General features: G+C 67.3%; 28 protein-coding genes and 1 tRNA gene. 15 read left to right on the top strand and 14 right to left on the bottom strand.

Annotation, left to right across the window (positions count from 1 at the left end):
• Positions 1–23 precede the first annotated feature (23 nt).
• Complete coding sequence (locus ACVCL9_RS13260; RefSeq protein ID WP_395120642.1) at positions 24–599, bottom strand: helix-turn-helix domain-containing protein; 576 nt, start codon at positions 597–599, stop codon at positions 24–26.
• Between the two features lie 283 nt (positions 600–882).
• Between ACVCL9_RS13260 and ACVCL9_RS13255 the strand changes: the two genes are divergently transcribed.
• Complete coding sequence (locus ACVCL9_RS13255) at positions 883–2,757, top strand: MFS transporter (RefSeq protein WP_447097778.1); 1,875 nt, start codon at positions 883–885, stop codon at positions 2,755–2,757.
• Between the two features lie 76 nt (positions 2,758–2,833).
• On the opposite strand, the gene ACVCL9_RS13250 is transcribed toward ACVCL9_RS13255, so the two are convergent.
• From ACVCL9_RS13250 to ACVCL9_RS13195, 12 genes are all read right to left on the bottom strand, one after another.
• Positions 2,834–3,703 (bottom strand): beta-lactamase induction protein, encoded by an 870-nt coding sequence (locus tag ACVCL9_RS13250; RefSeq protein ID WP_447097779.1) that lies wholly within the window; start codon positions 3,701–3,703, stop codon positions 2,834–2,836.
• A 67-nt stretch (positions 3,704–3,770) separates the two neighbouring features.
• Positions 3,771–4,412: a hypothetical protein gene (locus ACVCL9_RS13245; RefSeq protein ID WP_447097780.1), complete on the bottom strand. Its 642-nt coding sequence runs from the start codon at positions 4,410–4,412 to the stop codon at positions 3,771–3,773.
• A gap of 72 nt (positions 4,413–4,484) precedes the next feature.
• A complete protein-coding gene (gene nudC, locus ACVCL9_RS13240) occupies positions 4,485–5,459 on the bottom strand; it encodes an NAD(+) diphosphatase (RefSeq protein ID WP_447097781.1) in 975 nt (324 codons plus the stop codon).
• Between the two features lie 10 nt (positions 5,460–5,469).
• Positions 5,470–5,838 carry an iron-sulfur cluster insertion protein ErpA gene (gene erpA, locus ACVCL9_RS13235; RefSeq protein WP_447097782.1) on the bottom strand — a complete coding sequence of 123 codons (369 nt, stop codon included), beginning with the start codon at positions 5,836–5,838 and terminating at the stop codon, positions 5,470–5,472.
• Positions 5,839–5,884: 46 nt separating this feature from the next.
• The gene (locus ACVCL9_RS13230) at positions 5,885–6,319 is read right to left on the bottom strand and encodes a bactofilin family protein (RefSeq protein WP_395120636.1); all 435 of its coding nucleotides are present in this window, start codon (positions 6,317–6,319) and stop codon (positions 5,885–5,887) included.
• Complete coding sequence (locus tag ACVCL9_RS13225; protein ID WP_395120635.1) at positions 6,306–7,058, bottom strand: DUF6776 family protein; 753 nt, start codon at positions 7,056–7,058, stop codon at positions 6,306–6,308. Before ACVCL9_RS13225 ends, ACVCL9_RS13230 begins: the two co-directional genes overlap by 14 nt.
• 114 nt (positions 7,059–7,172) lie before the next feature.
• Positions 7,173–7,643, bottom strand: coding sequence for a bacterioferritin (gene bfr / locus ACVCL9_RS13220; protein WP_395120634.1), 471 nt, complete (start codon positions 7,641–7,643; stop codon positions 7,173–7,175).
• Positions 7,644–7,752: 109 nt separating this feature from the next.
• Positions 7,753–7,950 carry a (2Fe-2S)-binding protein gene (locus tag ACVCL9_RS13215; RefSeq protein WP_395136000.1) on the bottom strand — a complete coding sequence of 66 codons (198 nt, stop codon included), beginning with the start codon at positions 7,948–7,950 and terminating at the stop codon, positions 7,753–7,755.
• Between the two features lie 102 nt (positions 7,951–8,052).
• On the bottom strand, positions 8,053–8,700 hold the full coding sequence (locus tag ACVCL9_RS13210) for a hypothetical protein (RefSeq protein WP_447097783.1): 648 nt from the start codon (positions 8,698–8,700) through the stop codon (positions 8,053–8,055).
• Between the two features lie 4 nt (positions 8,701–8,704).
• Positions 8,705–11,506: a kelch repeat-containing protein gene (locus ACVCL9_RS13205; RefSeq protein WP_447097784.1), complete on the bottom strand. Its 2,802-nt coding sequence runs from the start codon at positions 11,504–11,506 to the stop codon at positions 8,705–8,707.
• Between the two features lie 20 nt (positions 11,507–11,526).
• Positions 11,527–12,309, bottom strand: coding sequence for a hypothetical protein (locus tag ACVCL9_RS13200; RefSeq protein WP_447097785.1), 783 nt, complete (start codon positions 12,307–12,309; stop codon positions 11,527–11,529).
• Between the two features lie 100 nt (positions 12,310–12,409).
• A complete protein-coding gene (locus ACVCL9_RS13195; RefSeq protein WP_395120629.1) occupies positions 12,410–12,970 on the bottom strand; it encodes an RNA pyrophosphohydrolase in 561 nt (186 codons plus the stop codon).
• Positions 12,971–13,143: 173 nt separating this feature from the next.
• Between ACVCL9_RS13195 and ACVCL9_RS13190 the strand changes: the two genes are divergently transcribed.
• The 12 genes from ACVCL9_RS13190 to ACVCL9_RS13135 all read left to right on the top strand — a co-directional run bounded on the left by ACVCL9_RS13190 (position 13,144) and on the right by ACVCL9_RS13135 (position 22,009).
• Positions 13,144–13,220, top strand: a tRNA-Met gene (locus tag ACVCL9_RS13190).
• Positions 13,221–13,273: 53 nt separating this feature from the next.
• Positions 13,274–13,636, top strand: coding sequence for a 6-carboxytetrahydropterin synthase QueD (gene queD / locus ACVCL9_RS13185; protein ID WP_447097786.1), 363 nt, complete (start codon positions 13,274–13,276; stop codon positions 13,634–13,636).
• Between the two features lie 151 nt (positions 13,637–13,787).
• Positions 13,788–14,174, top strand: coding sequence for a phasin family protein (locus ACVCL9_RS13180; protein WP_136257248.1), 387 nt, complete (start codon positions 13,788–13,790; stop codon positions 14,172–14,174).
• A 255-nt stretch (positions 14,175–14,429) separates the two neighbouring features.
• A complete protein-coding gene (locus tag ACVCL9_RS13175) occupies positions 14,430–14,795 on the top strand; it encodes a hypothetical protein (RefSeq protein ID WP_136257247.1) in 366 nt (121 codons plus the stop codon).
• Positions 14,796–14,798: 3 nt separating this feature from the next.
• On the top strand, positions 14,799–15,614 hold the full coding sequence (atpB, locus tag ACVCL9_RS13170) for a F0F1 ATP synthase subunit A (RefSeq protein WP_136257246.1): 816 nt from the start codon (positions 14,799–14,801) through the stop codon (positions 15,612–15,614).
• A 70-nt stretch (positions 15,615–15,684) separates the two neighbouring features.
• Positions 15,685–15,963 (top strand): F0F1 ATP synthase subunit C, encoded by a 279-nt coding sequence (atpE, locus tag ACVCL9_RS13165; RefSeq protein ID WP_136257245.1) that lies wholly within the window; start codon positions 15,685–15,687, stop codon positions 15,961–15,963.
• Between the two features lie 89 nt (positions 15,964–16,052).
• Positions 16,053–16,523, top strand: coding sequence for a F0F1 ATP synthase subunit B (locus ACVCL9_RS13160; protein ID WP_395120625.1), 471 nt, complete (start codon positions 16,053–16,055; stop codon positions 16,521–16,523).
• A 3-nt stretch (positions 16,524–16,526) separates the two neighbouring features.
• Positions 16,527–17,060: a F0F1 ATP synthase subunit delta gene (locus tag ACVCL9_RS13155; protein ID WP_447097787.1), complete on the top strand. Its 534-nt coding sequence runs from the start codon at positions 16,527–16,529 to the stop codon at positions 17,058–17,060.
• A 211-nt stretch (positions 17,061–17,271) separates the two neighbouring features.
• Entirely contained in the window at positions 17,272–18,822 is a 1,551-nt protein-coding gene (gene atpA, locus ACVCL9_RS13150; RefSeq protein ID WP_395120623.1) for a F0F1 ATP synthase subunit alpha, read from the top strand.
• Positions 18,823–18,940: 118 nt separating this feature from the next.
• Positions 18,941–19,858 (top strand): F0F1 ATP synthase subunit gamma, encoded by a 918-nt coding sequence (gene atpG / locus ACVCL9_RS13145; RefSeq protein WP_395120622.1) that lies wholly within the window; start codon positions 18,941–18,943, stop codon positions 19,856–19,858.
• A gap of 178 nt (positions 19,859–20,036) precedes the next feature.
• Complete coding sequence (gene atpD / locus ACVCL9_RS13140) at positions 20,037–21,470, top strand: F0F1 ATP synthase subunit beta (protein WP_395120621.1); 1,434 nt, start codon at positions 20,037–20,039, stop codon at positions 21,468–21,470.
• A 116-nt stretch (positions 21,471–21,586) separates the two neighbouring features.
• Positions 21,587–22,009, top strand: coding sequence for a F0F1 ATP synthase subunit epsilon (locus tag ACVCL9_RS13135; RefSeq protein ID WP_395120620.1), 423 nt, complete (start codon positions 21,587–21,589; stop codon positions 22,007–22,009).
• A 24-nt stretch (positions 22,010–22,033) separates the two neighbouring features.
• Here ACVCL9_RS13135 and ACVCL9_RS13130 read toward each other — a convergent pair whose 3' ends face one another.
• Positions 22,034–22,597, bottom strand: a complete 564-nt coding sequence (locus tag ACVCL9_RS13130; protein WP_447097788.1) for a DUF3016 domain-containing protein — start codon at positions 22,595–22,597, stop codon at positions 22,034–22,036.
• Between the two features lie 168 nt (positions 22,598–22,765).
• On the opposite strand from ACVCL9_RS13130, the gene glmU reads away from it, so the two are divergent.
• Both glmU and ACVCL9_RS13120 read left to right on the top strand, forming a co-directional pair.
• Positions 22,766–24,160: a bifunctional UDP-N-acetylglucosamine diphosphorylase/glucosamine-1-phosphate N-acetyltransferase GlmU gene (gene glmU / locus ACVCL9_RS13125; RefSeq protein ID WP_447097789.1), complete on the top strand. Its 1,395-nt coding sequence runs from the start codon at positions 22,766–22,768 to the stop codon at positions 24,158–24,160.
• Between the two features lie 113 nt (positions 24,161–24,273).
• Entirely contained in the window at positions 24,274–24,846 is a 573-nt protein-coding gene (locus ACVCL9_RS13120) for a hypothetical protein (RefSeq protein ID WP_395120617.1), read from the top strand.
• The last annotated feature ends 13 nt before the right edge of the window (positions 24,847–24,859 follow it).

Raw genomic sequence — 24,859 nt, 5'->3', positions numbered from 1 at the left:
CCCCGCGGGAGTGCGCCCGGATCTCAGGCCGTGGTGGAGGCCAGGCGATCCTTGCGCAGGCGCTGGGCAAGGTGGCGGTTGAACGCCATCATCGCGCCGGCGTCCACGTTGACGCCGCCCGGGCCGAGGATCTCGTACAGCTCGGTGAGCAGGTCGGTGTTCTCGGCCAGGCCCAGCGGGCTGCCGGCCAGTTCCAGTTCGGATTGCAGCATCTGCATCGCCGTGTTCAGGCGCTGCGGGTCCAACCCCTGCATCTGCGCGGACAACGGCAGACGAGTGACCGTACCGGATTTGGCGTGGACGCGTTGGGTGCGCACGACCTGGCTGCTGTGCTGGTCGTCCTGCATGGTCGGGGTCGGGTCGATCTGGATGCCGCCCTCGCCGGCCACCAGCCATACCAGCGAGATGCCCAGCGTGCGCGCCAGGGTGACGCAGCGTGCGCGCGAGGGGTCGGTATTGCCGTCTCGCCAGCTGCGCACCACGCCTTCGGAAAAGCCGCACATGCGGGCGATCTCGGTGGCGCTGCCGACGCGCTGGATCAGCAGCCGGATGCGGTCGGCGAAGGTGCCGCCGGAAACCTGGGGAGAGGACTTGCTCATGGGAGTGGCCGTGTCGGTAGGGTAGGAGACTGCACCGGGGCGCAAGATTTCGGGGACGATCGCCGCGGCGGGAAAACCGGGTCGTCCACGCAGCATTTTGCGCCCGCCGCCGGTGCCGTGCCAAGCCGTCGACCCCGAACCGGCGCCGGCAACCAGGTTGCGACCGCGCGAATGGCGGGGAGTTTCATGCCATGCCGATCTTTCGTCCGGTGCGCCGCAGCTGCTACCGTCGCCCGGTCGCCGCCGGCCGTGGTGGCGCCGGGGACCCATCACAGGACAAGGCATGAGCCAATTCGGATTGCTCGGCAAGCGGCGTTTCGCGCCGTTCTTCTGGACCCAGGCGCTGGGCGCCTTCAACGACAATGCGTTCCGCAATGCGCTGGTGATGCTGGTGGCGTTCCAGATGGGGCTGGACGACCGCACCGTGGGGCTCTACACCAACCTGGCGCCGGCACTGTTCATCATCCCGTTCTTCCTGTTTTCCGCCACCGCCGGCCAGCTGGCGGAGAAGTACGAGAAGAGCCGCATCATCCGCTACGTGAAGCTGTTCGAGATCGCGGCGATGACGCTGGCCGCGTACGGCTTCTACACCCACCACACCTCGCTGCTGCTGGTGGTGCTGTTCATGATGGGCATGCACTCGACCATGTTCGGGCCGATCAAGTACGCGATCCTGCCGCAGGCACTGAAGAACGAGGAACTGGTCGGCGGCAACGGCCTGGTCGAGATGGGCACGCAGATGGCGATGCTGGTGGGCATGATCGCCGGCAACTCGCTGATGCTGGTGGCCGGCGTGGGGCCCATGCTGGCCTCCGGCGCGACCATCGCGGTGGCGGTGGCCGGCTATCTGGCCAGCCGGCGCATTCCGGCCGCGCCGGCGACCGCGCCCGACCTGAAGTTCAACTGGAACCCGTTCAGCGAGACCGCCCGCGTGCTGGGCATCACCCGCGCCGATCGCGCGGTGTTCAACGCGGTGCTGGGCATCTCGTGGTTCTGGTTCTTCGGCACCGTGCTGATCGCGCAGTTGCCGATCTACACGCGCGAGACGCTGGGCGGCGACGGCTCGGTCAACACGCTGGTGCTGACCCTGTTCTCGATCGGCACCGGCGTCGGCGCGCTGCTGTGCGAGAAGCTGTCCGGCAAGCGGGTGGAGATCGGCCTGGTGCCGCTGGGCGCGTTCGGCCTCACCGTGTTCGGCATCGACCTGTACCTGGCCCGGCACGGGCTTGCGGCCACGCGCGGACTGGACTGGCTGGCGTTCCTGCACGGCGCCGGCAGCTGGCGCATCGTGCTCGACCTCACCGCGATCGGCGTGTTCGCCGGCTTTTACGTGGTGCCGCTGTTTGCCTTCGTGCAGTCGCGCACGCCGCGCGAGCGGCTGTCGCGGGTAATCGCCGGCAACAACATCATCAATGCCTTGCTGATCGTGCTGGCCGCGGTGTTCGGGCTGGTGCTGGGCCGGCTGGGCATGGACGCGGCCACCATCTTCCTGCTGGCCGCCCTGTTCAACGTGCTGGTGGCGGTGTACATCTTCACCCTGGTGCCCGAGTTCCTGATGCGCTTCATCACCTGGGTGCTGGTGAACACGCTGTACCGGGTGCGCGTCGACGGCATGCAGCATCTGCCCGAGGAAGGTCCGGCGCTGCTGGTGTGCAACCACGTCAGCTTCATGGACCCGCTGCTGCTGATGGCCAACCTGCGGCGGCCGGCGCGCTTCGTGATGTATTACCGGATCTTCCACACCCCGCTGCTGCGTTTCGTGTTCCGCACGGCCAAGGCGATTCCGATTGCCGGGCAAAAGGAAGATCCGGTCGTGCTGCAGCAGGCGTACGACGCGATCGACGCGGCGCTGGCCGACGGCGAGCTGGTATGCATCTTCCCCGAGGGCGGCCTGACCGGCGACGGCGAGATCGCGCCATTCCGGCCAGGGCTGGAGAAGATCCTGGCCCGGCGCCCGGTGCCGGTAGTGCCGCTGGCGCTGCGGGGGTTGTGGGGTAGCGTGTGGAGCCGGCGCGACACCCGGCTCGGCCGCCTGCGCCTGCCGCGGCGCTTCCGGGCGCGGGTGGAACTGGTCGTGGATGCGCCGGTGCCGCCGCAGGCGGCCAGCGCCGCATCGCTGGAAGCCAGGGTTCGCGAATTGCGCGGGGAGCTTGCCTGAGCGCGGCGGGGCAAGCGGCGGGCAGTGCCCGCCCTGCCTTGGCGTAGCTGGTCCAAGCCGGCCCCGCCCGCCGGCTTCAGCTCACCCAGCTGCCGATCACCAGCAAGGCGATCACGCTGAGCCAGGCCAGCAAGGCGCGCAGCAAGGCGCCGCGCAGGCGTCGCAGCTCGTCCAGCGGATCGCTGTGCTCCTCGGCATAGCCGTCGCCGGCCTCGACGTCGATACGCACGTCGGCTTGCGCCGCGGCGCCGAGAAAGCCGGGGCCGCGCTGATACCAGCTGGTCGGCGTGGCCTGGATGTGCCAGCGCCGCCACGCCTCGATCACCGCATCCCAGTGGCCGACCACGGCCAGGGTGAAGGTCAGCACCTGGGCCGGCAACCAGTCCAGCGCGTTGGCCAGGTAGTGGGCGGCATGCTGGCTGTCGCCGTCGAGCGCCAGCGAGTCGTCGCGCCCCAGCGTCTGCGCCAGCCGGTACAGCAGCGCGCCGACCGGGCCGAGCAGGAAAAACCACAGCAGCACCGCGAAGCGTCGGCGCAACGCTGCATAGACGATCGCCTCGCCCAGCGCCGGGGCGTGCCAGCGCACCGGGCGCCCGTCGTCGGACAGCCGTTGCGCCGCCGCCTCGCGGCTGACGTCGTCGGGCGCGGCGAGGATCGCCTCCAGGTCACGCTCGAACTCGCGTGGACCGAAGCAGTAGATCAGCACCACCACGGCGAACAGCAGCGGCAGCAACTCGCCCAGTACGGTGTGCCCGAACAGCCACACCAGCAGTGCGCACAGCAGCAGCGGCGGGGCCAGCGCCAGCACCACGCGGCCGGCGCCACTGGTGTCGGACAACTGCGCCACCCAGCGCCGGAACAGGCCGTCGCGGCGCCAGCTGGCCAGTTGCGGCGAGACATGCAGCAGGCCAAGGGCGATCAGGGCAACGAGCAGACGGATGGCCATGGTGACGCACTCCCGGACAATGGCCGCATTGTAACGAGCGCGTGTGCAGCCCGCTGGCGCTCGCCGCTCAGCCGGGCCCGCAGTGGTAGCGCTCGGCGGTGCGTTCGACGTCGGTGGAGCTGATGTGCCGGGCCAACTGCTCGGCCGGCGTCATGCCGCGCCAGACCTCCACGTCCATGCAGTGCGGGTCGACCACGCCGAACAACGCCTGCACCATGCGCACGGCGCCGCCGACGCCCTGCATGCGCGGGTCGACCATGCGGAAACCCTCCACGATCGGCGTCGAGGAGCCGGGCAGGCGGACCGGGCGCGGCATGGACATCCCGCCGCGCAGAAGATTGCCGCCGGCGACGTAACCGGGTACGTCGGCTTTGGTGGTGATCGCGCTGCGCTCGCGCGCCGGTGACGTCGCCGGCAGCGGTGTGGGCTTCGGTGACGTGACGATGCCTCGGGGCGGCGGAGGGTGCCGTACCGAAGGACGCTGCGATGGCCGCCTGGGCGGTGCGGCCGTGGCTACCACCGTCAGCAACCGGAGGGTGAGCGGCGTCGATGGCGGATGGCGCCAGAGTGCGGCGGGCCGCCAGACGCGCGGGCTGGCATGGAAACACACCAGCCATGCCGCCAGATGCACGCCGATCACCGCCACGTGGATGGCGACGCGCCCGCTCGATGCGCGCATCGCTGCCGGAAAGCGGTGAGTCGGGTGCATGGGAGAGGTCCATCCGTGGCCGGGTACCCGGACAACGACCCGCGCGCCGCGATGGAGTTCCGCCGGAAGGGATCAGGCGACGGGTGCGACGGCGGTCAACGCGTCCAGGTCCAGTCCGGCGCGCCCGTGCAGCCAGTGCGCCAGCAGCCGGTAGGACACCGACAAGCGTGTGGACGGCAGGAAGCTGCCGTCGGCGATGCCGTCGACGATCTGCTGTGGGGTGAACCAGCGCGCATCCTCCAGTTCGAGGTCGCGCATGCGGATCTCGCGCGATACCGCGGTGGCGATGAAGCCGACCATCAGTGACGCCGGCATCGGCCACGGCTGCGAGGAGTGGTAGCGCACCTCGTCCACGATCACGCCCGATTCCTCGGCCACCTCGCGGCGCACGGCATCTTCCAGCGCCTCGCCCGGCTCGACGAAGCCGGCCAGGGTGGAATAGCGGTGCGGCGGCCAGCCGGGCTGGCGGCCCAGCAGGCAGGCGCCGTCGTGCTCCACCAGCATGATTACCGCCGCATCGGTGCGCGGGAAATGCAGTCGCGCGCAATCGGGGTTGCGGCATTGCGCCCGATGCCCGGCGGCCACCAGCTGCAACGGCCCGCCGCAGTACGCGCAGAACTGCGTCTCGCGTTGCCAGTGCGACAGCCCCTTGGCATAGGCGAACAGGCCGGCCTCGTCCGCAGGCAGCAACAGGCCGGCGCTGCGCAGGCTCATGCGACGTGCGTCCAGCGCGGTTTCCAGCGCGTCGCCCTGCTCGCGATCGCTCACTACCAGCAGGAAGTGCGGCCGCTCGTGCGCGATGCCGAGCAAGCTGGCACGCGTGTCGGCCAGCCATTGCGTACGTTCGGCGGCGGTGAGCCAGCGCAGCGCGTCGTCGTCGCGGCGGAGATAGGCCTCGCCGGTGGCATCCAGCAGCAGGTAGCGAGCCGTGTCGGCGCGTGCCTGCGCGGCCACCCACGTCGCCTCGTCGCGATGCTCAGCCATGCGGTCGAGCACCAGGCTCAGGCCGGCGAAGGTGTTGGGGCGCGGCAGCCTGGCCTGGTCCATGGCGAGGAGGTCAGGCGGTGAAGGAGGAGCCGCAGCCGCAGGTGGTCTTCGCGTTCGGATTGCTGATCACGAACTGCGCGCCGCTGAGGTTCTCGGCGTAGTCGATCTGTGCGCCGGTGAGGTACTGCAGCGACAGCGGATCGCACAGCAGCGTGACGCCCTCGCGCTCGACCGCCAGATCGTCCTCGGCCTGTGCCTCGTCGAAGGTGAAGCCGTACTGGAACCCCGAGCAGCCGCCACCGGAGATATACACGCGCAGCTTCAGCTGCGGATTGCCTTCCTCGGCAATCAGCTCATGCACCTTGTGCGCGGCGGCCGCGGTGAACTCCAGCGGAGTGCCGCCGCTGCGGTAATCGGGGATTGCGACGATGGTTTCCATGGTGATCTGAATGGGGATGAAGGCGGACAGATGCAAGCATAGCGCGTCAGGCCGGCAAGGCTTCCTCGTCGCTGCCGGTGGCGTCGGTCGCCGGCGCCGCCAGCGCGCGCTGCGCCGGCTCGGCCTGGCGCGCCATGTGCCCGTTGACCTGGGCGCCGGCAGCCATTTCCAGCGTGTGGTAGCGCAGGTCGCCGTCGATGCGCGCCAGCGGCGCCAGCTCCAGCCGCACGCTGATGTACACGTCGCCGGTGATGTGCCCGTTGATCACCGCCTGCGGCACGCGCACCTCGCCCTCCACCTCGCCATGCTCGCTCAGAGTGAACATGGCATCGTCGCCCTCGGCCAGCACGGTGCCTTCGATGCGTCCGTCCAGGTGCAAGGCGCCGCTGAAGCGCAAGTCGCCGCGGATCACCGTGCCGCGGGCGATCAGGCTGGTTTCGGAACTGCCGCGGTTGCGGTCGCTGCGTCTACGGTTGAGCATCTCGGTCTCCCTCGGCGGTGGTGATGTTGCCGGACAAGGCGGCGCTCCACGCCACGGTGCGGCTGAAGGTCTCGCCGCTGGCCGGATCGACGCGGATGCGCAGCCGTGTCGGCCGGAAATCCGCGGGCAGCACGATCGTGCCCTGCAACTGCTGGAAATAGGTGAAGCGGAACGGCAGGCCGTCCTTCTGCGCGCCGTCGCCCAGCGCCGGCCAGTCCAGCGTCACGACCTTGTCCTTGCGCATGCCCTCCACGCTGACCGTGGCATGGCCGTTGACCTCGGCGCCGCGCTTGGCGTTCTGGGTCAGGCTGAGGATCAGCGTCCAGCCGCGCGAACCGGCGATCGGCTGCAGCTTCACCTCCTGCAGCTTGAGGCCCTGGCGCTGATCGTTGCCGGCGACCAGGCGCGAATAGAACCCGAGGTCCGAACGCAGCGCACTCAACTCCTTCTCGCGCTGCGCGAGAGTGCCGCGCAAGGCGCTGGTGGCCACCTCGTTGACCTGGCCAGCGCGCTGCAGGTTCGCCACCTGCTGCTTGAGATCGTCGACCTCTGCCAGCAGCGCACGCTGCTGCTTGTGGTCGACTACTGCCGGCGTGCCGCGCACGCCCAGCACATGCACCGCCGCGCCCACCGCCAGCAGGCTGGCCAACCACGCCAAACCCCACCCCAGGCGGCGCCAGCGATGGCCGACGTCGTCGTGCCTGCGCACCACGAGACGCGGAGGTGGTCGTGAACCCATGGGAGGACGTTCCCGGAAAACCCGAGGTATAGCCCGGGCGTGACGAAAGCGTCAAGGAACGGGCGCACGCCCGCGCGGATGCGCCGTGGCGGCGTGCGCGCTGCGCGACCGGCGTCAGCTCTGCATCTTGCTCTGCAGATAGCGTTCCGCGCCGATGTCCTTGATCAGGTTGAACTGGGTTTCCAGCCAGTCGATGTGTTCTTCCTCGTCATGCAGGATGTGCTTGAACAGATCGCGGCTGATGTAGTCGGCGATGCCTTCGCTGTAGGCGATCGCCTCGCGCAGGTCGACGGTGGCGGCCAGCTCCAGGTCCAGGTCGCCCTGCAGAGCTTCCACCGGATGCTCGCCGATGCGCAGCTTGCCCAGCCGCTGCAGATTGGGCAGCCCGTCGAGGAACAGGATGCGCTCGATCAGCCGATCGGCGTGTTTCATCTCGTCGATCGACTCCTTGTATTCGTGCTCGGCCAGCTCGGTGTAGCCCCAGTTCTTGTACATCCGGGCATGCAGAAAATACTGGTTGATCGCGGTCAGCTCGTTGTAGAGCACCTTGTTGAGAAACTCGATGACCTTGGCATCACCCTTCATGGCCTTTCCTCCATCGCGACGGACCCACGGACTATACAAACTCCGCGACGGTCAGGACGGAAATGAGAATGCCAATGGTTTGCCGCCGGGCGCGAAGCCCGAGGTCGGCTCAGGCGGCGACGAGCGGAAGCTGGCAGAGCACCTGCCGGCGAGCCTGCTCGAAGGTGGCGCGGGCTTCGTCGCCGCAGCAGCCGCAACAGTCCGAACAGCCGGTGCGCGCCTGCAATTCGGCAAACGTCTGCACGCCATCGGCCGCTTCGCGGCGGATGTCGTGGTCGGTGACGGCATTGCACATGCAGACGTACATGACGCATATGAGAACGCGAATGCGAACGATTGTCAACAATCGACTGGGCGGGGCGGTCGTCCGTTCAGCGCGTCGGTCTTGCCCGCCTCGTGGGCCCTCCGCTCACGGCTTGATCGCGGTCACCACGCCGCCGATGGAATACACGCGGACCCCGGCCGTGGGGAATACGTACAGCCGCAACGCCACGCCGTCGGCCTGACTCACCACGATCTGGTCCACCTCGCCAAAGCGGGCCAGCATGGTGCACTGGCGGAAGGCCTCATCGCTCATGCCCACCGTGGGCAGCTTCGCCAGTTCGCCGCCGCAGTACTGCTCCTGTTGTTCGATCACCTGGCCAAGCTTTGCGGCCGATACCGCATTGCCGTGTTCGGCCTGTGCCTGCATGCGCGCGGTGATCGCCCGGTCGCGCAACTCGCGCGCCATGCGGGACAGGCGCGGTTCCGGCTTGAACAAGCCGTGCATCTTCGACACCGGCGCCACCCGCGGCGGCTGCGTCTCGGGCAGGGTTCGCTGGATCATGCCCACGCCCAGCGCCTGCAACCGGTCGAGTTCGCGCTCCAGTGCCCGCTCGTCGTAAGCAGGCGGGGGCGGCACGGTCGATGATGCAGGCGCAGCCGGGACCGCGCCGTCGCAGGGATGGTCCTGGAACACGTCGCCCCGGCACTTGTAGACCGCGTCGTCCGCGCGGGCGGAAAACACGCCTGTCGCCGCCAGCAGCAGCGTGATCGTCCATCGAACCGTGGGCGTCATCCGATCACTCCCGTGCCTGGCTTGCGGGTTTGTCGCACTGCGTCGATGGCTTCGCCTGGATGCGCTCGAAACGGGTTGGTGCGCCATCGGTTTCGATCACCTGGAAGCGGCCGTCGCTTGCCTCCAGCATTGCGTTGACGTCGATCACGCCACTCCCGTCGGGCTGCCACACGATCTTGTCAGCCTGCACTTTCCAGCGGCCGGTAAAGCCGGCGGTCGAGCGCCGGTCGAACGCGCTGGGGGTCATCACGTAGCGACCGTCGTCGCGCAATTCGATGCGCCGCATGATGCTTTTGTGCGTGGACGACCACAGGCCGATGAGCCCGCATGGCCGTTGGCTCGGCGTCATCATCACCTTGGCGGTCTCGCGTGCGGCCACGCCCATGCGTTCCCAGTCGGCCTTGGGCACGCGGTGCACGCAGGTCGACAGCGACAGCACCCACGGCATCAGCACGATGGCCAGCCCGCCATACACCAGCAACCGGGCGGCCAGCGAATAGCCGCCGCGCAAGCGCGGCCAGGCGACGCGGCGCAACAGTCGATAGGCCAGCCACGAACCCAGGCAGGCGAGGATGACCCACTTGACGTTGCCGATGCCGTCCCAGCTGAAGTGCTGCTGTCCACGCGGCGCCGCTGCCTTCGCCACGGGCGCAGCAGCCGTGGGTGGCGGCGCGATCGGCTTCATCGCGACGGTGGGCGAGATGTAGAGATCGCCCGGCGGTGGCGGGGCAAAGCCGCGGCAGCTTGCCTGGCGATGGAAAAAGCCGGCGCCCGCTGCCAGCGTGTCGCGGCCCGGCCCCGCCACCACCACGGTGCCGTCATCGAGGACCGCCATAACGTGGCTGGTGCTGCCGAAGCCAGGGTCGGACAGCGCGAACACCCGCGCATCCGCCGGCCGATACAGCGCCACCGGATACGTCGAGATGGCGCAGCCATCAGGCAGGCGCTGCGCGTCGGCGCCCATCTGGCGCCCCATCAACACGTAATCCCACCAGCCGGTGCCGGCGTTCCACAGCATTGCGGTGGCCCGCCAACCATCGGCGTGCACGAAGCGGGCGCCAGCGTCGTTGATCTCGAAGCTTTCGCGTCCTGTCGGGTCGGTGATGGTGGCTAGCGGCTGCTGGCCGTGCACCGGCGCGCCGTAGGTGATCCCCTTGTCGTGCCAGTCGACGCGCCAGATCGTCCAGCGCGCCGTGCGCTCGTTCAGCACCGCGGCCTCGTGCATGTTGACCAGGGCAAACGCGCGCCGGTCCGGCAACAGGCCCAGTTGCGGCCGTGAATCGGCCAGGTATTGCAAGGTCGCGCCGCCGCAGCCGGACCAGCGGTTGATGGGAGCCGACCAGCGGTGACACTGCAACTCGTGCCGCGATTTCATCGTTACATACAGGACATCCCCCGACCGCAGCGCCAAGGCCGCGGGGTGTCCCGCCGAGTCCGCCTCCAGCGGGCCGGTGCTGCTCCAGCGATCGGTGCGCGCGTTCCAGATGCGCGCCACCGGCAGCCCGCGAAAATCGTCGGCGAGGTAGCCCAACATAATCACGCGATGCCCGGGCAGCGCGGCGATCGCGGGCGTCGATCGCCAAGCGGGCACGTCCGCAGCCGGTGTCTCGGGTGACCAGCGCAACACCCCGTTGGCGGTGAAGATCAACGCACTGCCATCGGATCGCGCCACCATGCCGAGCGGCTGCGGCGCGTCGTTGCCCACGCTGGGAGAAGTGGTTCCGGCAAGTTGCCAACCTTGCGAATGCGGATCCCACAACCACGCCCACGGCGAGGATTGTCCCTGGACCGGCTGCAGCCAGGTGCCGCCGGCGACCAGTACGGCACCGGAGGCCAGCCGGACCGCAGCGTGGCCGTACAGCCCCACCGGGAGCTCCGCGCCCTCGCTCCATGTGCCGCTGCGCGGATCCCATAGCTCCACCGAACGCAGCGGCCGGCCATCCTCGCCCATGCCGCCGGCCACCAGTACGCGGCCATCGGCGAGCAGGGTGGCGGTGTGCGCGTAGCGTGCCACGTGCATCGGTGGCAGCGTTCGCCAGGCCTGTCCGCGGGCGTCGAGCAGTTCGGCCGAAGTCAGCGGATGATTGGTGTCATCAAGGCCACCGAGCACCAGCACGCTGCCGTCGGACAGCGCCGTCGCGCTGTGCTTGGCCCGCGCGGCGGCCATCCTCGGTGCGGCAACCAGCTTGCCGCCTGCATAGCGCACCACGCTGGCAAGCACGCCGCTGCCATCGTGCGGCAACTGCGGATCGCTTTCGCCGCCGATCAGCAGCACGCTGCCATCGGGCATCCGCGTGGCGGTATGGAAGATGCGCGTCTGCGCCAACGCGGGCGCCGATTGCCACTGTCGTTTGAGCGGATCCCAGATCGACATGCCTGCATACGGCGGATACGGCGCCGAATCGTTCAAGGCCTGCGCCACGTCGCACAGGCCGCCGGCGATCAGCAGCCGGCCGTCGGCCAGCACGGTGCTGGTGTGCAGGTAGACATGGCCGTCCGGACACTGCGGCGCGCGCGGTACGCGCACCCAGCCCCCGGCGGCGGGATCGTAGAGCTTGGGCGAAGGGTCCGGCCCGCTTTCCATGCCGTGACGCAGGCGCAAGGCGTCGTTCTGGTCCTGTTCGGCGCGCCACTCGTTGGCGGACATGCCGTAGCCGTAGGCAAGGACGCTGCCGTCAGACAGCACGTCCACCGTGCCTCCGCGCAGCGGTGTCAGGTAACCGCCAAACGGTTGCAGGTGGCCCGCCGTGGGATGCCATTGCGCGGACACTGGGCCTGCGCCGAGCACGCCGGCGAGGAGCAGCATCAGAAAGGCGAACCGGCCCATCACGGAGGGCAGCCCTGCAGGCGGGCGCGATCGCCGTACCAGCGCAGATCCGAAAGAGACTTGCGGCGCCGCGCTTCGATGGCGCGCCAGCCGTCGCCGGCGTCATCCGCGCTTGCCACCAGCGCGGCGGCGGCCGCGTCGTAGGCGCGCTTGCTGTCCGCCAGATGTTCGCGCAAACCGTGGCAGGTTTCCGCGAGCGCGGCGTGCGGGGTCGACCCATGGGACGCACAGGGTTGATCGCTGAAGAGCGGATGGTCAGGCGTGCCGCAGCGATGGATCGCCTTGGGCGAGTCGCCCGTGGGGGCCATGGCGGCGCGGGTCGTCGCCAACGACAGGTAGCGCTGGTAATCGGCATACTGCAGGAGGTATTCGTGGCGATAGGGCTGTGGCGACATCTCCTCGATGCCGGCGCGATCGGTTGCCAGTTGTTCGATCGTGACCGCCGTGAGCGCGTGGCCCGTGCGCAAGGTGTCGATCGCCAACGACAATCGCTGCAGCGCGGCTGCGATCTGCTCGCCCTGCAGGCTATCCTCGAACCCTTTGCAATCGAGCAACATGGGGCCGCGGCCTTCGTCTTCGGTCACCGCGATGCCCCTGTAGTTTCCGTACGCCAGCATCTCCGCCTCGACCGCGTCGAAGTGAGCGTTGACCTGGGCGCGGCACTCCTCGCCGTTGCGCGCGTCGCGCGGGCCGATGGCGCGGGCGCCGCCGACACTGGCGATCAGCAGTACGCCCGCCGCCATCCACCGATGGGCGACGCGAAGCCTGGCTTGGGTACCCATCCCCTTTTTCCTTCCCCTGGAATCGCCGCACTATACGACAGCGCGTGCGGCGGCGAACGCGGGATGGGCGTTGCGCAGCGCGACGGGAAGGAGGCCGGGATCAGGCTGCCGCGCGTCCGGTGCGCGGGCCCCCGACGGGTGTGTCGGCGTCTTCGCGTGGCGGCGTGGTGCCGATCTCCATGCCGAACAAATCCTCCACCAGCGGCGCGAAGTGGCGCAGTGCCCGCGCGTACACGTCGCGCTTGAAATTCACCACGTGCGCGGCCGGGTACCAGAAGTCGACCCAGCGCCAGATGTCGAACTCCGGCTTCTCGTTGGCATCGAGCTTCAGCGCCTCCTCGCCGCCGACCAGCTTCAGCAGGAACCACACCTGCTTCTGGCCGATGCAGGTCGGGCGCTGGTGCCGGCGCACGTAGCGCTCGGGCAGGCGATAACGCAGCCAGCCGTGGGTGGCGCTGATCACTTCCACGTGGTGTGCCGCCAGGCCGGTTTCCTCCTCCAGCTCGCGGTACATCGCCTCCAGCGGGGTTTCGTCGGTGCGCATGCCGCCCTGCGGGAACTGCCAGCCGTCACGATTGACCCGGCGCGCCCAGAACAGCTGGCCGTCTGCATTGAGCAGCACGATCCCCACGTTCGGACGGTAGCCATCTACATCAATCATGCGTCGCCTCCCGGGGCTTGGCCCCGCGAACCGGCGGCAAAAGGGCCGCGCGATCCTGCCCCGATTCAACCACAGCCCGCAAAGCAGCGGCAAGCTCGCCGACTTGAACGAACGCGCCACGCCCACTACACTTCCGCGCCCCGCCGGCGATCGCCCCGCGGCGGCTTCCCAATGGCTATGTAGCTCAGCTGGTTAGAGCACAGCACTCATAATGCTGGGGTCGGTGGTTCGAGTCCACCCATAGCCACCAAACGTGTCGCGCGTGTCTGTCCCGCCGACGTGTCCATCCGCGCGGACGTCGCCATGCACATCTTCAAGGTGTTTCAGCTCGAAGCAGCCCACCGCCTGCCGCACGTGCCGGAAGGCCACAAATGCGCGCGGCTGCACGGGCATTCGTTCCGCGTCGAGATTCATGTTTCCGGCGAGCCGGACCCGCGGCTCGGCTGGGTGATGGACTTTGCCGAGCTGAAGACGACCTTCCAGCCGCTGTATGACCAGCTCGACCACCACTATCTCAACGACATCGAGGGGCTGGAGAACCCGACCAGCGAGATGCTGGCGCGCTGGATCTGGCAGCGGCTGGAGCCGCGGCTGGCGGGGCTGGACAAGGTGGTGGTGCACGAGACCTGCACGTCGGGGGCGAGCTGCAGCCGGGTCGATTTCTGACGCGTTGCGTTATGCGAATGACTTTCGCAAGTAAGCGTTTACGCTGAACATTTGTCGACTGGTCTGGCGATTTCCTGAAATTCATGTTGCAACGCAACAGAAGCTTTGCTAGAGTGGCTGCCACTACCCCATCCTCCACGAGGAACGAGCCATGACCCAGCAATTCAACAACCAGCTTTTTGCGTTCACCAAGCAGTTCACCGACAGCGCGTTCAAGGCGCATTCGCTGGCCCTGAAGGGCCTGGAGAAAGTTGCCGAGCTGCAGCTCAAGGCGCTCGAGGAGCAGACCAAGGTTTCCGCCGAGTTCGTCACCGAGGTGATGGAGGCCCGTGACATCGACGGCCTGCGCGGCCTGTGGGAGAAGGGCAGCAGCCTGAGCCGCGAGAACGCCGAGCGCGCCGTGGCGGTGTCGCAGGAAGTGCTGGCGATCACCCAGAAGACCGCCGAGTCGCTGAACGCGTTGGTGCAGGAGCAGCGCCAGGCGGCGAACGACGCGGTAGCCGCGCCGGTCGCCGGCAAGAAGGCCGCCGCCAAGTAATCACGGCGGTCAACGGCTGCAACACCCCCGGGAAGGCCGGACAAGGATGTCCGGCCTTCTTTTGTGCGCAGGATCCTGCGGTTGCGGCGGATCGTCGCAGGTGCCACGCGGGTACGCGTCCGTGCGTGCAGCGCGGGGGTTCGCCGGGTTTGCGGCTTGTCCGGGCAATCGGCGCACTGATATACTTTTACGGATTCGGATCGTGGCGGGTGACTGGATCGGTGCCGCCTGACAAGGGCCGCGCGGAGACGTCACTTGCTCAACAACCTGGCCTCGGGTCGGCGCATCGCCTTGCGCATCGTGCTGCTGCAGTTCGCAGTGGCTCTGCTGGTGGGCGGCACCTTCCTTGTGCTGGGGCGTCGTGAAGCGGCATCGGCCGCGGCAGGCGCGGTGGTGGTGGCACTGGGCACCGCGGTGATGTCGGCGCGGATGTTCAGCGGCATTGGCGGCGCGGGTCTGGCGCTGGGTCGGCTGCTGGCGGGCATGCTCCTGAAATGGGTCGTGATCGTCGGAGGGCTGGTCGTGATCCTGTTCCAATTCAAGTTGCCGCCACTGGCCGCCATCACGGGGTTGGTGGCTGCCTACGCGGTCTATCTGCTGGCGTTCAGATTCAAGGGTTGAAGCATGGCAAGCGAGTCGGGCGGGCTTACTGAATACATCCAGCACCACCTGCAGCATCTTGTTCCGCATGCGAGCAAGGAAGGCTTCTGGGCGGTGCATCTCGACTCGGTCACCGTGTCGCTGGCGCTCGGCGTGCTGTTCTGCCTGTGGTTCTGGCTGAAGGCGCGCAAGGCCACCGCCGGCGTGCCGGGCAAGGGTCAGGCGTTCGTCGAAATCATCCTGGAGTTCGTCGACGGCCAGGTCAAGGACGTGTTCCACGGCGACCGCCGCGTGCTGGGCCCGCTGGCGCTGACCGTGTTCGTCTGGGTGTTCCTGATGAACGCGATGGATCTGCTGCCGGTGGACCTGCTGCCGTGGATCACCGAGAAATTCGGCGTCGGCCACTTCCGCGCCGTACCGACCGCCGACATCAACATGACCTTCGCGATGTCGCTGACGGTGTTCGTGCTGATCATCTTCTACAGCTTCAAGGCCAAGGGCGCCGGCGGCTACATGCGCGAGCTGTTCACCGCGCCGTTCGGCTCCAGTCCGTTGCTGTGGCTGCCCAACTTCCTGCTCAACGTGGTCGAGCTGCTGTCCAAACCGGTGAGCCTGGCGATGCGACTGTTCGGCAACATGTACGCCGGCGAGCTGGTGTTCATGCTGATCGCCGGCCTGTTCAGTGCCGGCGCGGGCCTGGCCGGCTGGGCCCTGTACGGCGCAGGCATCATCGGCTACACGGTGTGGGGCATCTTCCACATCCTGATCATCTCGATCCAGGCCTTCATCTTCATGGTGCTGACGATCGTGTACATCTCGATGGCGCACGATCACCACTGATTGGCTGTTGTCGAATCCTTCGTTTCATCCGTTTTTGCCATTCCCAGTTTGCTTTTCTCAGGAGACCGTCGTGGAACTCATCACTCAAATTGCTCAAGTGCAGTCCTTCACCGCCATCGCGCTGGGCCTGATCATCGGCCTCGGTGCGCTCGGTGCCTGTATCGGTATCGGCGTCATGGGCTCGAAGTTCCTCGAAGCGGCTGCACGCCAGCCGGAACTGGTGCCGCTGCTGCAGGGCCGCATGTTCCTGCTCGCCGGCCTGATCGACGCGGCGTTCCTGATCGGCGTGGCGCTGGCGATGTATTTCGCCGTGGCCAACCCGCTGCTGTCCAAGCTTGCCGGTGCCTGAGTCACGTGGCGGCGCACAGCGCCGCCGTTTCGACCCGGGCGTCCTGACGCCCGGGTTCGGTTCAACCCGTATTTGCAGGTAACGCAGCGATGGATTTCAACGCGACCTTGATTGGCGAAATGATTTCGTTCGCCATCCTGATCTGGTTCTGTGTGCACTTCATCTGGCCGTATCTCAACAAGGCCATCGAAGAGCGCCAGCTCAAGATCGCCGAAGGCCTGAATGCGGCCGAGCGCGCGCACGCCGACCTGAAGGCTGCCGACTCCAAGGTGCAGGCCGAGATCAAGCAGGCCCGCCTGCAAGCCTCGGAGATCATCGACAAGGCCCAGCAGCAGGCCAACCAGATCATCGAAAAGGCCCGTGGCGAGGCCGTCAGCGAAATCAACCGCCTGAAGGCTTCGGCGCAGGACGACATCGCCTCGATGGCCCAGCGCGCGCGCGACGAGCTGCGCGAGCAGGTCGGTGCGCTGGCCGTGGCCGGCGCCAGCAGGATCGTGCAGCGCGAGGTCGATGCGTCGACGCACAAGGCCTTGCTCGACCAGCTCGCGGCCGAGATCTGATCGATGGCCCAGGCAATCACCCTCGCCCGTCCCTACGCCCGCGCCGCGTTCGAAGTGGCGCATGCCGCCGGCACGCTGGACGCGTGGTCGCAGGCGCTGGCGTTCGCCGCCGCGGTCGCGGCCGATCCGCGCGTGGCCGGTCTCGGCAACGATCCGCGGGTGGTGCCCGCGCAGCTCGTCGCGCTGCATCTGCCGGCCGGCATCGCCGCCGATGCGCCATTCGGCCAGTTCCTCGCCGAAATGGCCGAGCAGCGACGCCTTGCGTTGCTGCCGGAGGTGGCCGAGCTGTACGAGACGTTCAAGCGCGAATCCGAGTCGCAGCTGCTGGTCAAGGTGACCAGCGCGATGGCGCTGGACGCAGCGCAGACCGAGCAGCTCAAGGCTTCGCTGAAGCGCCGTTTCAAGCGCGAGATCGAACTGGATACCCAGGTCGATGCCTCGCTGCTGGCCGGTGCGGTGATCGACACCGGCAGCGAAGTGATCGACGGCTCCGCGCGCGGCAGGCTGGCCAAGCTGACTGGCGCATTGAGCCAGTAGTTTCACGCGAAGCCAGCTTCGCGAAAGGCAATACCGGCAGTTCGGGCCGGACAGTTTGGTTTCACGCGAAGTCCATTTTCGCGACGAGCAAAACCCGACCCTCCATGGTCGGACAGATTGGTTTCACGCGAGATCCATCTCGCGAAGAGCAAGGCCGGCCATCCGGGCCGGGCTGTTCAACAAGAGCTTTTCATTTCCGGGATAGATGACCATGTCCAGCACCACACTGAATCCGTCCGAGATCAGCGAACTGATCAAGAGCCGCATCGAGCAGTTCAAGCTCGGCGCCGAGGCACGCAACGAGGGCACGATCATCAGCGTGTCCGACGGCATCGTGCGCATCCACGGCCTGGCCGACGCGATGCAGGGCGAAATGATCGAGCTGCCGGGCAATGCGTTTGCGCTGGCGCTGAACCTCGAGCGCGACTCCGTCGGCGCGGTGGTGCTGGGCGACTACCAGCACCTGCGCGAGGGCGACACCGCCAAGACCACCGGCCGCATCCTCGAAGTGCCGATCGGCCCGGAGCTGCTCGGCCGCGTGGTCGATGCGCTGGGCAATCCGATCGACGGCAAGGGCCCGCTGAACGCCAAGCTCACCGCGCCGGTCGAGAAGGTCGCGCCGGGCGTGATCTGGCGCAAGTCGGTCGACCAGCCGCTGCAGACCGGCTACAAGTCGGTCGACGCGATGATCCCGGTCGGTCGCGGCCAGCGCGAGCTGATCATCGGCGACCGCCAGACCGGCAAGACCGCGCTGGCGATCGACGCGATCATCGCCCAGCGCGATTCGGGCATCAAATGCATTTACGTGGCGATCGGCCAGAAGCGTTCGTCGATCGCCAACGTGGTGCGCAAGCTGGAAGAGAACGGCGCCCTGGCCAATACCATCGTGGTGGTCGCCTCGGCCTCCGAGTCGGCCGCGCTGCAGTACGTGGCGCCGTATTCCGGTTGCGCGATGGGCGAGTACTTCCGCGATCGCGGACAGGATGCCCTGATCGTCTACGACGATCTGTCCAAGCAGGCCGTGGCCTATCGCCAGATCTCGCTGCTGCTGAAGCGCCCGCCGGGCCGCGAGGCGTATCCGGGCGACGTGTTCTATCTCCACTCGCGTCTGCTTGAGCGCGCCTCGCGCGTGTCCGAGGCCTATGTCGAGAAGTTCACCAACGGCGAGGTCAAGGGCAAGACCGGCTCGCTGACTGCGCTGCCGATCATCGAGACCCAGGGCGGCGACGTCTCCGCATTCGTGCCGACCAACGTGATCTCGATCACCGACGGCCAGATCTTCCTGGAAACCGACCTGTTCAACGCCGGCATCCGCCCGGCCGTCAACGCCGGCATCTCGGTGTCGCGCGTGGGCGGTTCGGCGCAGACCAAGATCGTCAAGAAGCTCTCCGGCGGCGTCAAGCTGGCGCTGGCGCAGTTCCGCGAGCTGGCCGCGTTCGCGCAGTTTGCCTCGGACCTGGACCCGGCCACCCGCGCCCAGCTTGATCGCGGCCAGCGCGTCACCGAGCTGATGAAGCAGAAGCAGTATTCGCCGCTGTCGATCGCCGAGCTGGCGCTGTCGGTCTACGCCGCCGAGAAGGGCTACCTCGACGACCTGCCGGTGAACAAGGTGCTGCCGTTCGAGAAGGGCCTGCACGCCTTCATGCATCAGACCCACGAGGAACTGATGAAGAAGATCGTCGCCACCGGCGCCTGGGACAACGACATCGAAGCCACCTTCAAGGCCTCGCTGGACGAGTACAAGAAGACCGGCAGCTGGTAAGAGAGCCGGGAATCGGGAGTAGGGAATAGGGAATCGGAAAAGCAACGGGCCTCGCCGCTACTGGCGATTCCCCATTCCCGATTCTCGATTCCCCGAGCAAGCATAGCGAGCGAGACAAATGGCCAGCGGACGCGAAATCAAAACCAAGATCAAGAGCACGCAGAACATGCGCAAGGTGACGCGCGCGCTCGAGATGGTCTCGGCGGCCAAGATCCGTCGCGCACAGGACCTGATGCGCGCCTCGCGCCCGTATGCGCGGCTGATGCGCAAGGTGATCGCGCACGTGGCGCAGGCCAGCACGGATTTCAGCCATCCGTTTTTGGTCGAGCGCGACAACGTGGCGCGGGTCGGCTACATCGTGGTGTCGACCGACCGCGGCCTGTGCGGCGGCCTCAACTCCAACCTGTTCCGCCGCCTGCTGCCGGCGATCGCCGAGTGGCAGAAGCAGGGCGTGCAGGTCGACGTGGTGGCGATCGGCCAGAAGGCGATCTCGTTCTTCCGCCGCATCAAGGGCGTCAACTTGGTCGGCACGGTCAGCCACCTGGGCGAGAAACCGCGGCTGGAGCAGCTGGTCGGCGTGATCAAGGTGATGATGGACGCCTACGCGGCCAACGGCCTGGATCGCGTGTTCCTCGCCTACAGCGACTTCGTCAACACCATGACGCAGAAGCCGACCATCGACGCGCTGCTGCCGCTGCCGCTGGTGGCGGCCGAGCTGGAAGCGCATGAGGATGCCGGCGAGTCGGCCTATGCGGGCGTGAAGCTGGAAGCCGGGCACGACTGGGACTACCTCTACGAGCCCGACGCGCAGACCGTGCTGGAGCACGTGCTGGGCCGCTACATCGAGTCGGTGGTGTACCAGGCCACACTGGAGAATCTGGCCAGCGAGCACGCCGCCCGCATGGTCGCGATGAAGGCCGCGTCGGACAACGCAAACAAGGTGATCGACACGCTGACGCTGACCTACAACAAGGCACGCCAGGCGGCGATCACGCAGGAAATTTCCGAGATCGTGGGTGGCGCGGCGGCGGTATGAGTGCGATCGGTCGGGCTGGTTCGATCAGTCTGGCCAGAGCGATCAATTTAACTGGTGCGATCATCCTTGATCGCAGAGCAAGATCAAAAAGCGGCCATCCATGGCCGCACTCCTAGTAAGGGCGACGCTTCGGCGGCGCTTCGATAAAACCTCAAGAGATTCATCCGGAGCTATCAGCATGAGCCAGGGCAAAGTTGTTCAGATCATCGGCGCGGTCGTCGACGTGGAGTTCGCGCGTGACCAGGTGCCGCAGGTGTACGACGCACTCAAGATCGACGGCACCGACATCACGCTGGAAGTGCAGCAGCAGCTCGGCGACGGCATCGTGCGCGCGATCGCGCTGGGTTCCACCGAGGGCCTGAAGCGCGGCCTCATGGCACGCAACACCGGCGAAGGCATCAAGGTGCCGGTCGGCAAGGCCACCCTGGGCCGGATCATGGACGTGCTGGGCAATCCGATCGACGAGGTCGGCCCGATCGAGGCGAAGGATCACTGGGTGATCCACCGCGAGGCGCCGAGCTACGACGAGCAGGCCGCGTCGAACGACCTGCTGGAAACCGGCATCAAGGTGATCGACCTGGTCTGCCCGTTCGCCAAGGGCGGCAAGGTCGGCCTGTTCGGCGGCGCCGGCGTGGGCAAGACGGTGAACATGCTGGAGCTGATCAACAACATCGCCACCCAGCACGCCGGCCTGTCGGTGTTCGCCGGCGTCGGCGAGCGCACCCGCGAAGGCAACGACTTCTACCACGAGATGCAGGACGCGGGCGTCGTCAAAATCGACAACCTGCCCGAGTCGAAAGTGGCGATGGTCTACGGCCAGATGAACGAGCCGCCGGGCAACCGTCTGCGCGTGGCGCTGACCGGCCTGACCATGGCCGAGTACTTCCGCGACGAGAAGGACGAGAGCGGCAAGGGCAAGGACGTGCTGTTCTTCGTCGACAACATCTACCGCTACACCCTGGCCGGTACCGAAGTGTCCGCGCTGCTCGGCCGCATGCCGTCGGCGGTGGGCTACCAGCCGACGCTGGCCGAGGAAATGGGCGTGCTGCAGGAGCGCATCACCTCGACCAAGACCGGCTCGATCACCTCGATCCAGGCCGTCTACGTGCCCGCCGACGACTTGACCGATCCGTCGCCGGCGACCACCTTCGCGCATCTGGACTCCACCGTGACGCTGTCGCGCGACATCGCCTCGCGCGGCATCTACCCGGCGGTGGACCCGCTCGACTCGACCAGCCGTCAGCTCGATCCGAACGTGGTCGGCGCCGAGCACTACGACGTGGCCCGCCGCGTGCAGGGTACGCTGCAGCGCTACAAGGAGCTGAAGGACATCATCGCGATCCTGGGCATGGACGAGCTGTCCGAAGAGGACAAGCAGGCCGTGTACCGCGCGCGCAAGTGCGAGCGCTTCTTCTCGCAGCCGTTCCACGTGGCCGAAGTGTTCACCGGCTCGCCCGGCAAGTACGTGTCGCTGGCCGAAACCATCCGTGGCTTCAAGATGATCGTCGACGGCGACGTGGACCACCTGCCGGAGCAGGCGTTCTACATGGTCGGCGGCATCGACGAGGCGATCAAGAAGGGTGAGGAGATGGGGGCCAAGAAAGCCGCCTGAGGCGGCTTTCGGGAATAGTAAATAGGGAATAGGGAATCGGAATTGCCGCGACCTGCCCGCTTTCACTATTCCCCATTCCCTATTCTCCATTCCCTTCGAGCAAAGCGAGAAATCCCATGACAACCATCCGAGTCGACATCGTCAGCGCCGAGGCCGAGATTTTTTCCGGCGAGGCGACCATGGTCGTGGCGACCGGTGACCAGGGCGAGCTGGGTATCACGCCGCGCCACGCGCCGCTGATCACCCGACTCAAGCCCGGCCATGTCGACGTATTGCTGGAAGGCGGCGAGCGCCAGCAGTTCTATGTTTCCGGCGGCATCCTCGAAGTGCAGCCGCAGGTGGTCACCGTGCTGGCCGATACTGCCGCACGGGCGGCGGACCTGGATGAGGTATCCGCGCAGCAGGCGATGAAGGAAGCGCGCGACGCGCTGGCCAACCGCACCGACGCGATCGAACTGGCCGAGGCACAGACCCGGCTCACCCAGGCGATGGCCCAGTTGCAGGCGCTGGAGCGGCTGCGCAAGAACCTCAAGCACTGAGGCCCCGCGGCCGGATTCCTGCCGCTAGAGGTTTTCCGGCCCGCGGCGCAGCCAGCTGTCGATCAATGCCTTGTCGTAGCGCAGCGGATCGGTATCGCCCACGCGCGCGGCGCCACTCTGCAGGTAGCCCAAGTTGCGCAGCTTGCGCGAACCTTCGCGCACCACCTTGCCGTTGCTGTCGGTCAGTTTGAAGTCGAGATCGATGCGCGGCGGATAGACGTCCTTCATGAAGCGCACGTACCTCAACTGCGGGCCGTGCCAGGGCTCGTAGCCGCCGGCGAGCTTGATGTCGGTGATGTTGACCTCCAGGCGATCGCCGGCCGGCAGCATCTTCGTGGCGCGCTTGATCAGATGGGCCTTCAGCGGCTCCAGGTAGCTCCTCCCGTTGAAGCGGTCCTGCAGGCCGTATTGCCGGGCCTCGCTGAACTCCTCCGGATTGACGTAATTCACGGTGACCCGCGCGCCGGGAACGGGCTCGCCCACGGCGATCGTCGGCGGCGGCGCGGCCGCGGCCATCGCGGGTGCCAGCCCGCCGGCCGTGGCCAGGGCAAGCAGGGCCACGAAACTGCACGGATGGATTCCGGTCATGCGCGTCATGCTGCACCTCGTCTGTTTGCTGCTTGTCGGCGCCAGTCTGTCACGGCGATCGTTGCGCTTTTGTATGCGCCTTCGCAAGCCGCGGCTAGGGCTCGGCCGCACCGGACCGGCGGCATCGGCTGCTATGCTTTTGCTTCGTTCGGAACGGGGTCGCAACCGATGGAAACAACGCCGCTGCACGTGATCATCCTGGCGGCCGGTGCCGGCACGCGGATGAAATCCAATCGCGCCAAGGTGCTGATGCCGCTGGCTGGCAAGCCGCTGCTGGCGCACGTGCTCGCCACCGCGCGAACCTTGCAGCCAGCCGCCATCCACGTCGTCTACGGGCATTGTGGCGAGCAGGTGCGCGCGGCGTTTGCCTCGCAGGACGATCCCGGATCAGAGCCGGGGCAGGCCCTGCATTGGGTGTTGCAGGCTGAGCGGCTCGGCACCGGTCACGCGGTGGAGCAGGCGATCGCCGGCGTGCCGCGCGCGGCACGCGTACTGGTGCTGTACGGCGACGTGCCGCTGACCCGCGCGGAAACGCTGCGCCAGCTGCTGGACGCCGAAGGCGGCTTCAGCCTGCTCACCACGCGGCTGGCCGATCCGACCGGCTACGGGCGCGTGCTGTGCGACGGCAACGGCCACGTGCGCGAGGTGGTCGAGGAGAAGGACGCCGACGCCGGCCAGCGCGCGGTCAACCTGGTCAACACAGGCATCCTGCTGGCCGACGCGCTGGCCTTGCGCGGCTGGCTCAAGCAACTCGATCGCGACAACGCGCAAGGCGAGTACTACCTCACGGACATCTTCGCGATGGCTGCTGCCGAGGGCCGCGGCGCACTCAGCGTCGAGTGCGCCGACCCGGTGGAAGCCGCCGGCGCCAACGATCCCGTGCAACTGGCCGAGCTGGAAGCCGCCTGGCGTCGCCGCGCCGCGCACGCGTTGCTTCGCGATGGCGTGCGCATGGCCGACCCGCTGCGCGTGGAAGTGCGCGGCACGGTCGAGGCCGGCCGCGACGTCGAGCTCGACATCGACGTGATCCTGGAAGGGCGCGTGGTGCTCGGCGACGACGTGCGCATCGGCGCCTTCACTCGCCTGAAGGACGTGCAACTGGCCGCCGGCACCGTGCTGCATCCGCACTGCGATCTCGACGGCGTGGTCACTCACGGCCCGTGCACGATCGGCCCGTTCGCGCGGCTGCGTCCGGGCACCGAGCTGGACGCCGGCGTGCACGTGGGCAACTTCGTCGAGACCAAGAAAGCCCGCATCGGCGAAGGCAGCAAGGCCAACCACCTCACCTACCTCGGCGACACCGTGGTCGGCCGTGGCGTCAATATCGGCGCCGGCACCATCACCTGCAACTACGACGGCGTGAACAAGTTCGTTACCCGCATCGGCGACGGCGCCTTCATCGGCTCCAACTGCGCCCTGGTCGCCCCGGTGAGCATCGGCGCGCAAGCCACCCTCGGCGCCGGCTCGGTGATCACCCGCGACGCGCCGGAAGGCCAGCTGACTCTGGCGCGCGCCCGACAGCAGACGTTCGAGGGCTGGCGGCGACCGGTGAAACAGAAGTGAGGAGCGAAAGCTGAAGGGCCGCTCGCGCTGTTTTCGCGTCACGCGATCTGCGCGCCCGCGACGAGCCCCGTGCGTGTTCCGACCGTGACACTCGGCAAGGAAGGAGGACTGTGATGCAGAAATGGCTGAATGGCTTGATCGTGGTTTCGTCGATTGCGCTCTACGGTTGCGCTGGCGCCGGCTCGACGACAAGTGGCGCCCAGCAACGACAACTGCAATCGCTGCAACTGTTCGCCGCAGACGACACCCCGCGCTTCTCGCTTTACGTGGCATGCACCAGCGACAGCGTCAATTGCGTCAACGTCGGCAACGCGGTTTTCGCCTGGGCTCGCGATCACGACGTGACCGTCCACAACGTGGACTCCGATGATCCGGCGTTCACCGCCACCGCGTCGCGCGCCGCGGAGATCGCCTTGCCGTACCGGGTGGCCATCGACTACCGCCCCTCGGTGGCGCCTGGCTATTCGGCGTCTTCGTACAAGCAGTCCAGCGAGTCCTTTGCGCCGACGGTCGGTTACAGGGCCGTGATCTCGGTATTCCAGGCCGCTACCGGCAAATTGCTCATGCGGTCGCCGGTAAGGAACCAGCAAGCTGCGGATCACGGGAAAACGTCCAATCCCTACGTTCGTTCCCAGATGATCGAGCTGCTGGATTCGCTGGAGCCATCGGCGAAGGACTCCCGATGAAACCGGCGCATCG

The sequence above is a fragment of the Rhodanobacter sp. UC4438_H5 genome (genome assembly GCF_052978405.1).
This window is presented reverse-complemented; position numbering and strand designations above follow the sequence as displayed.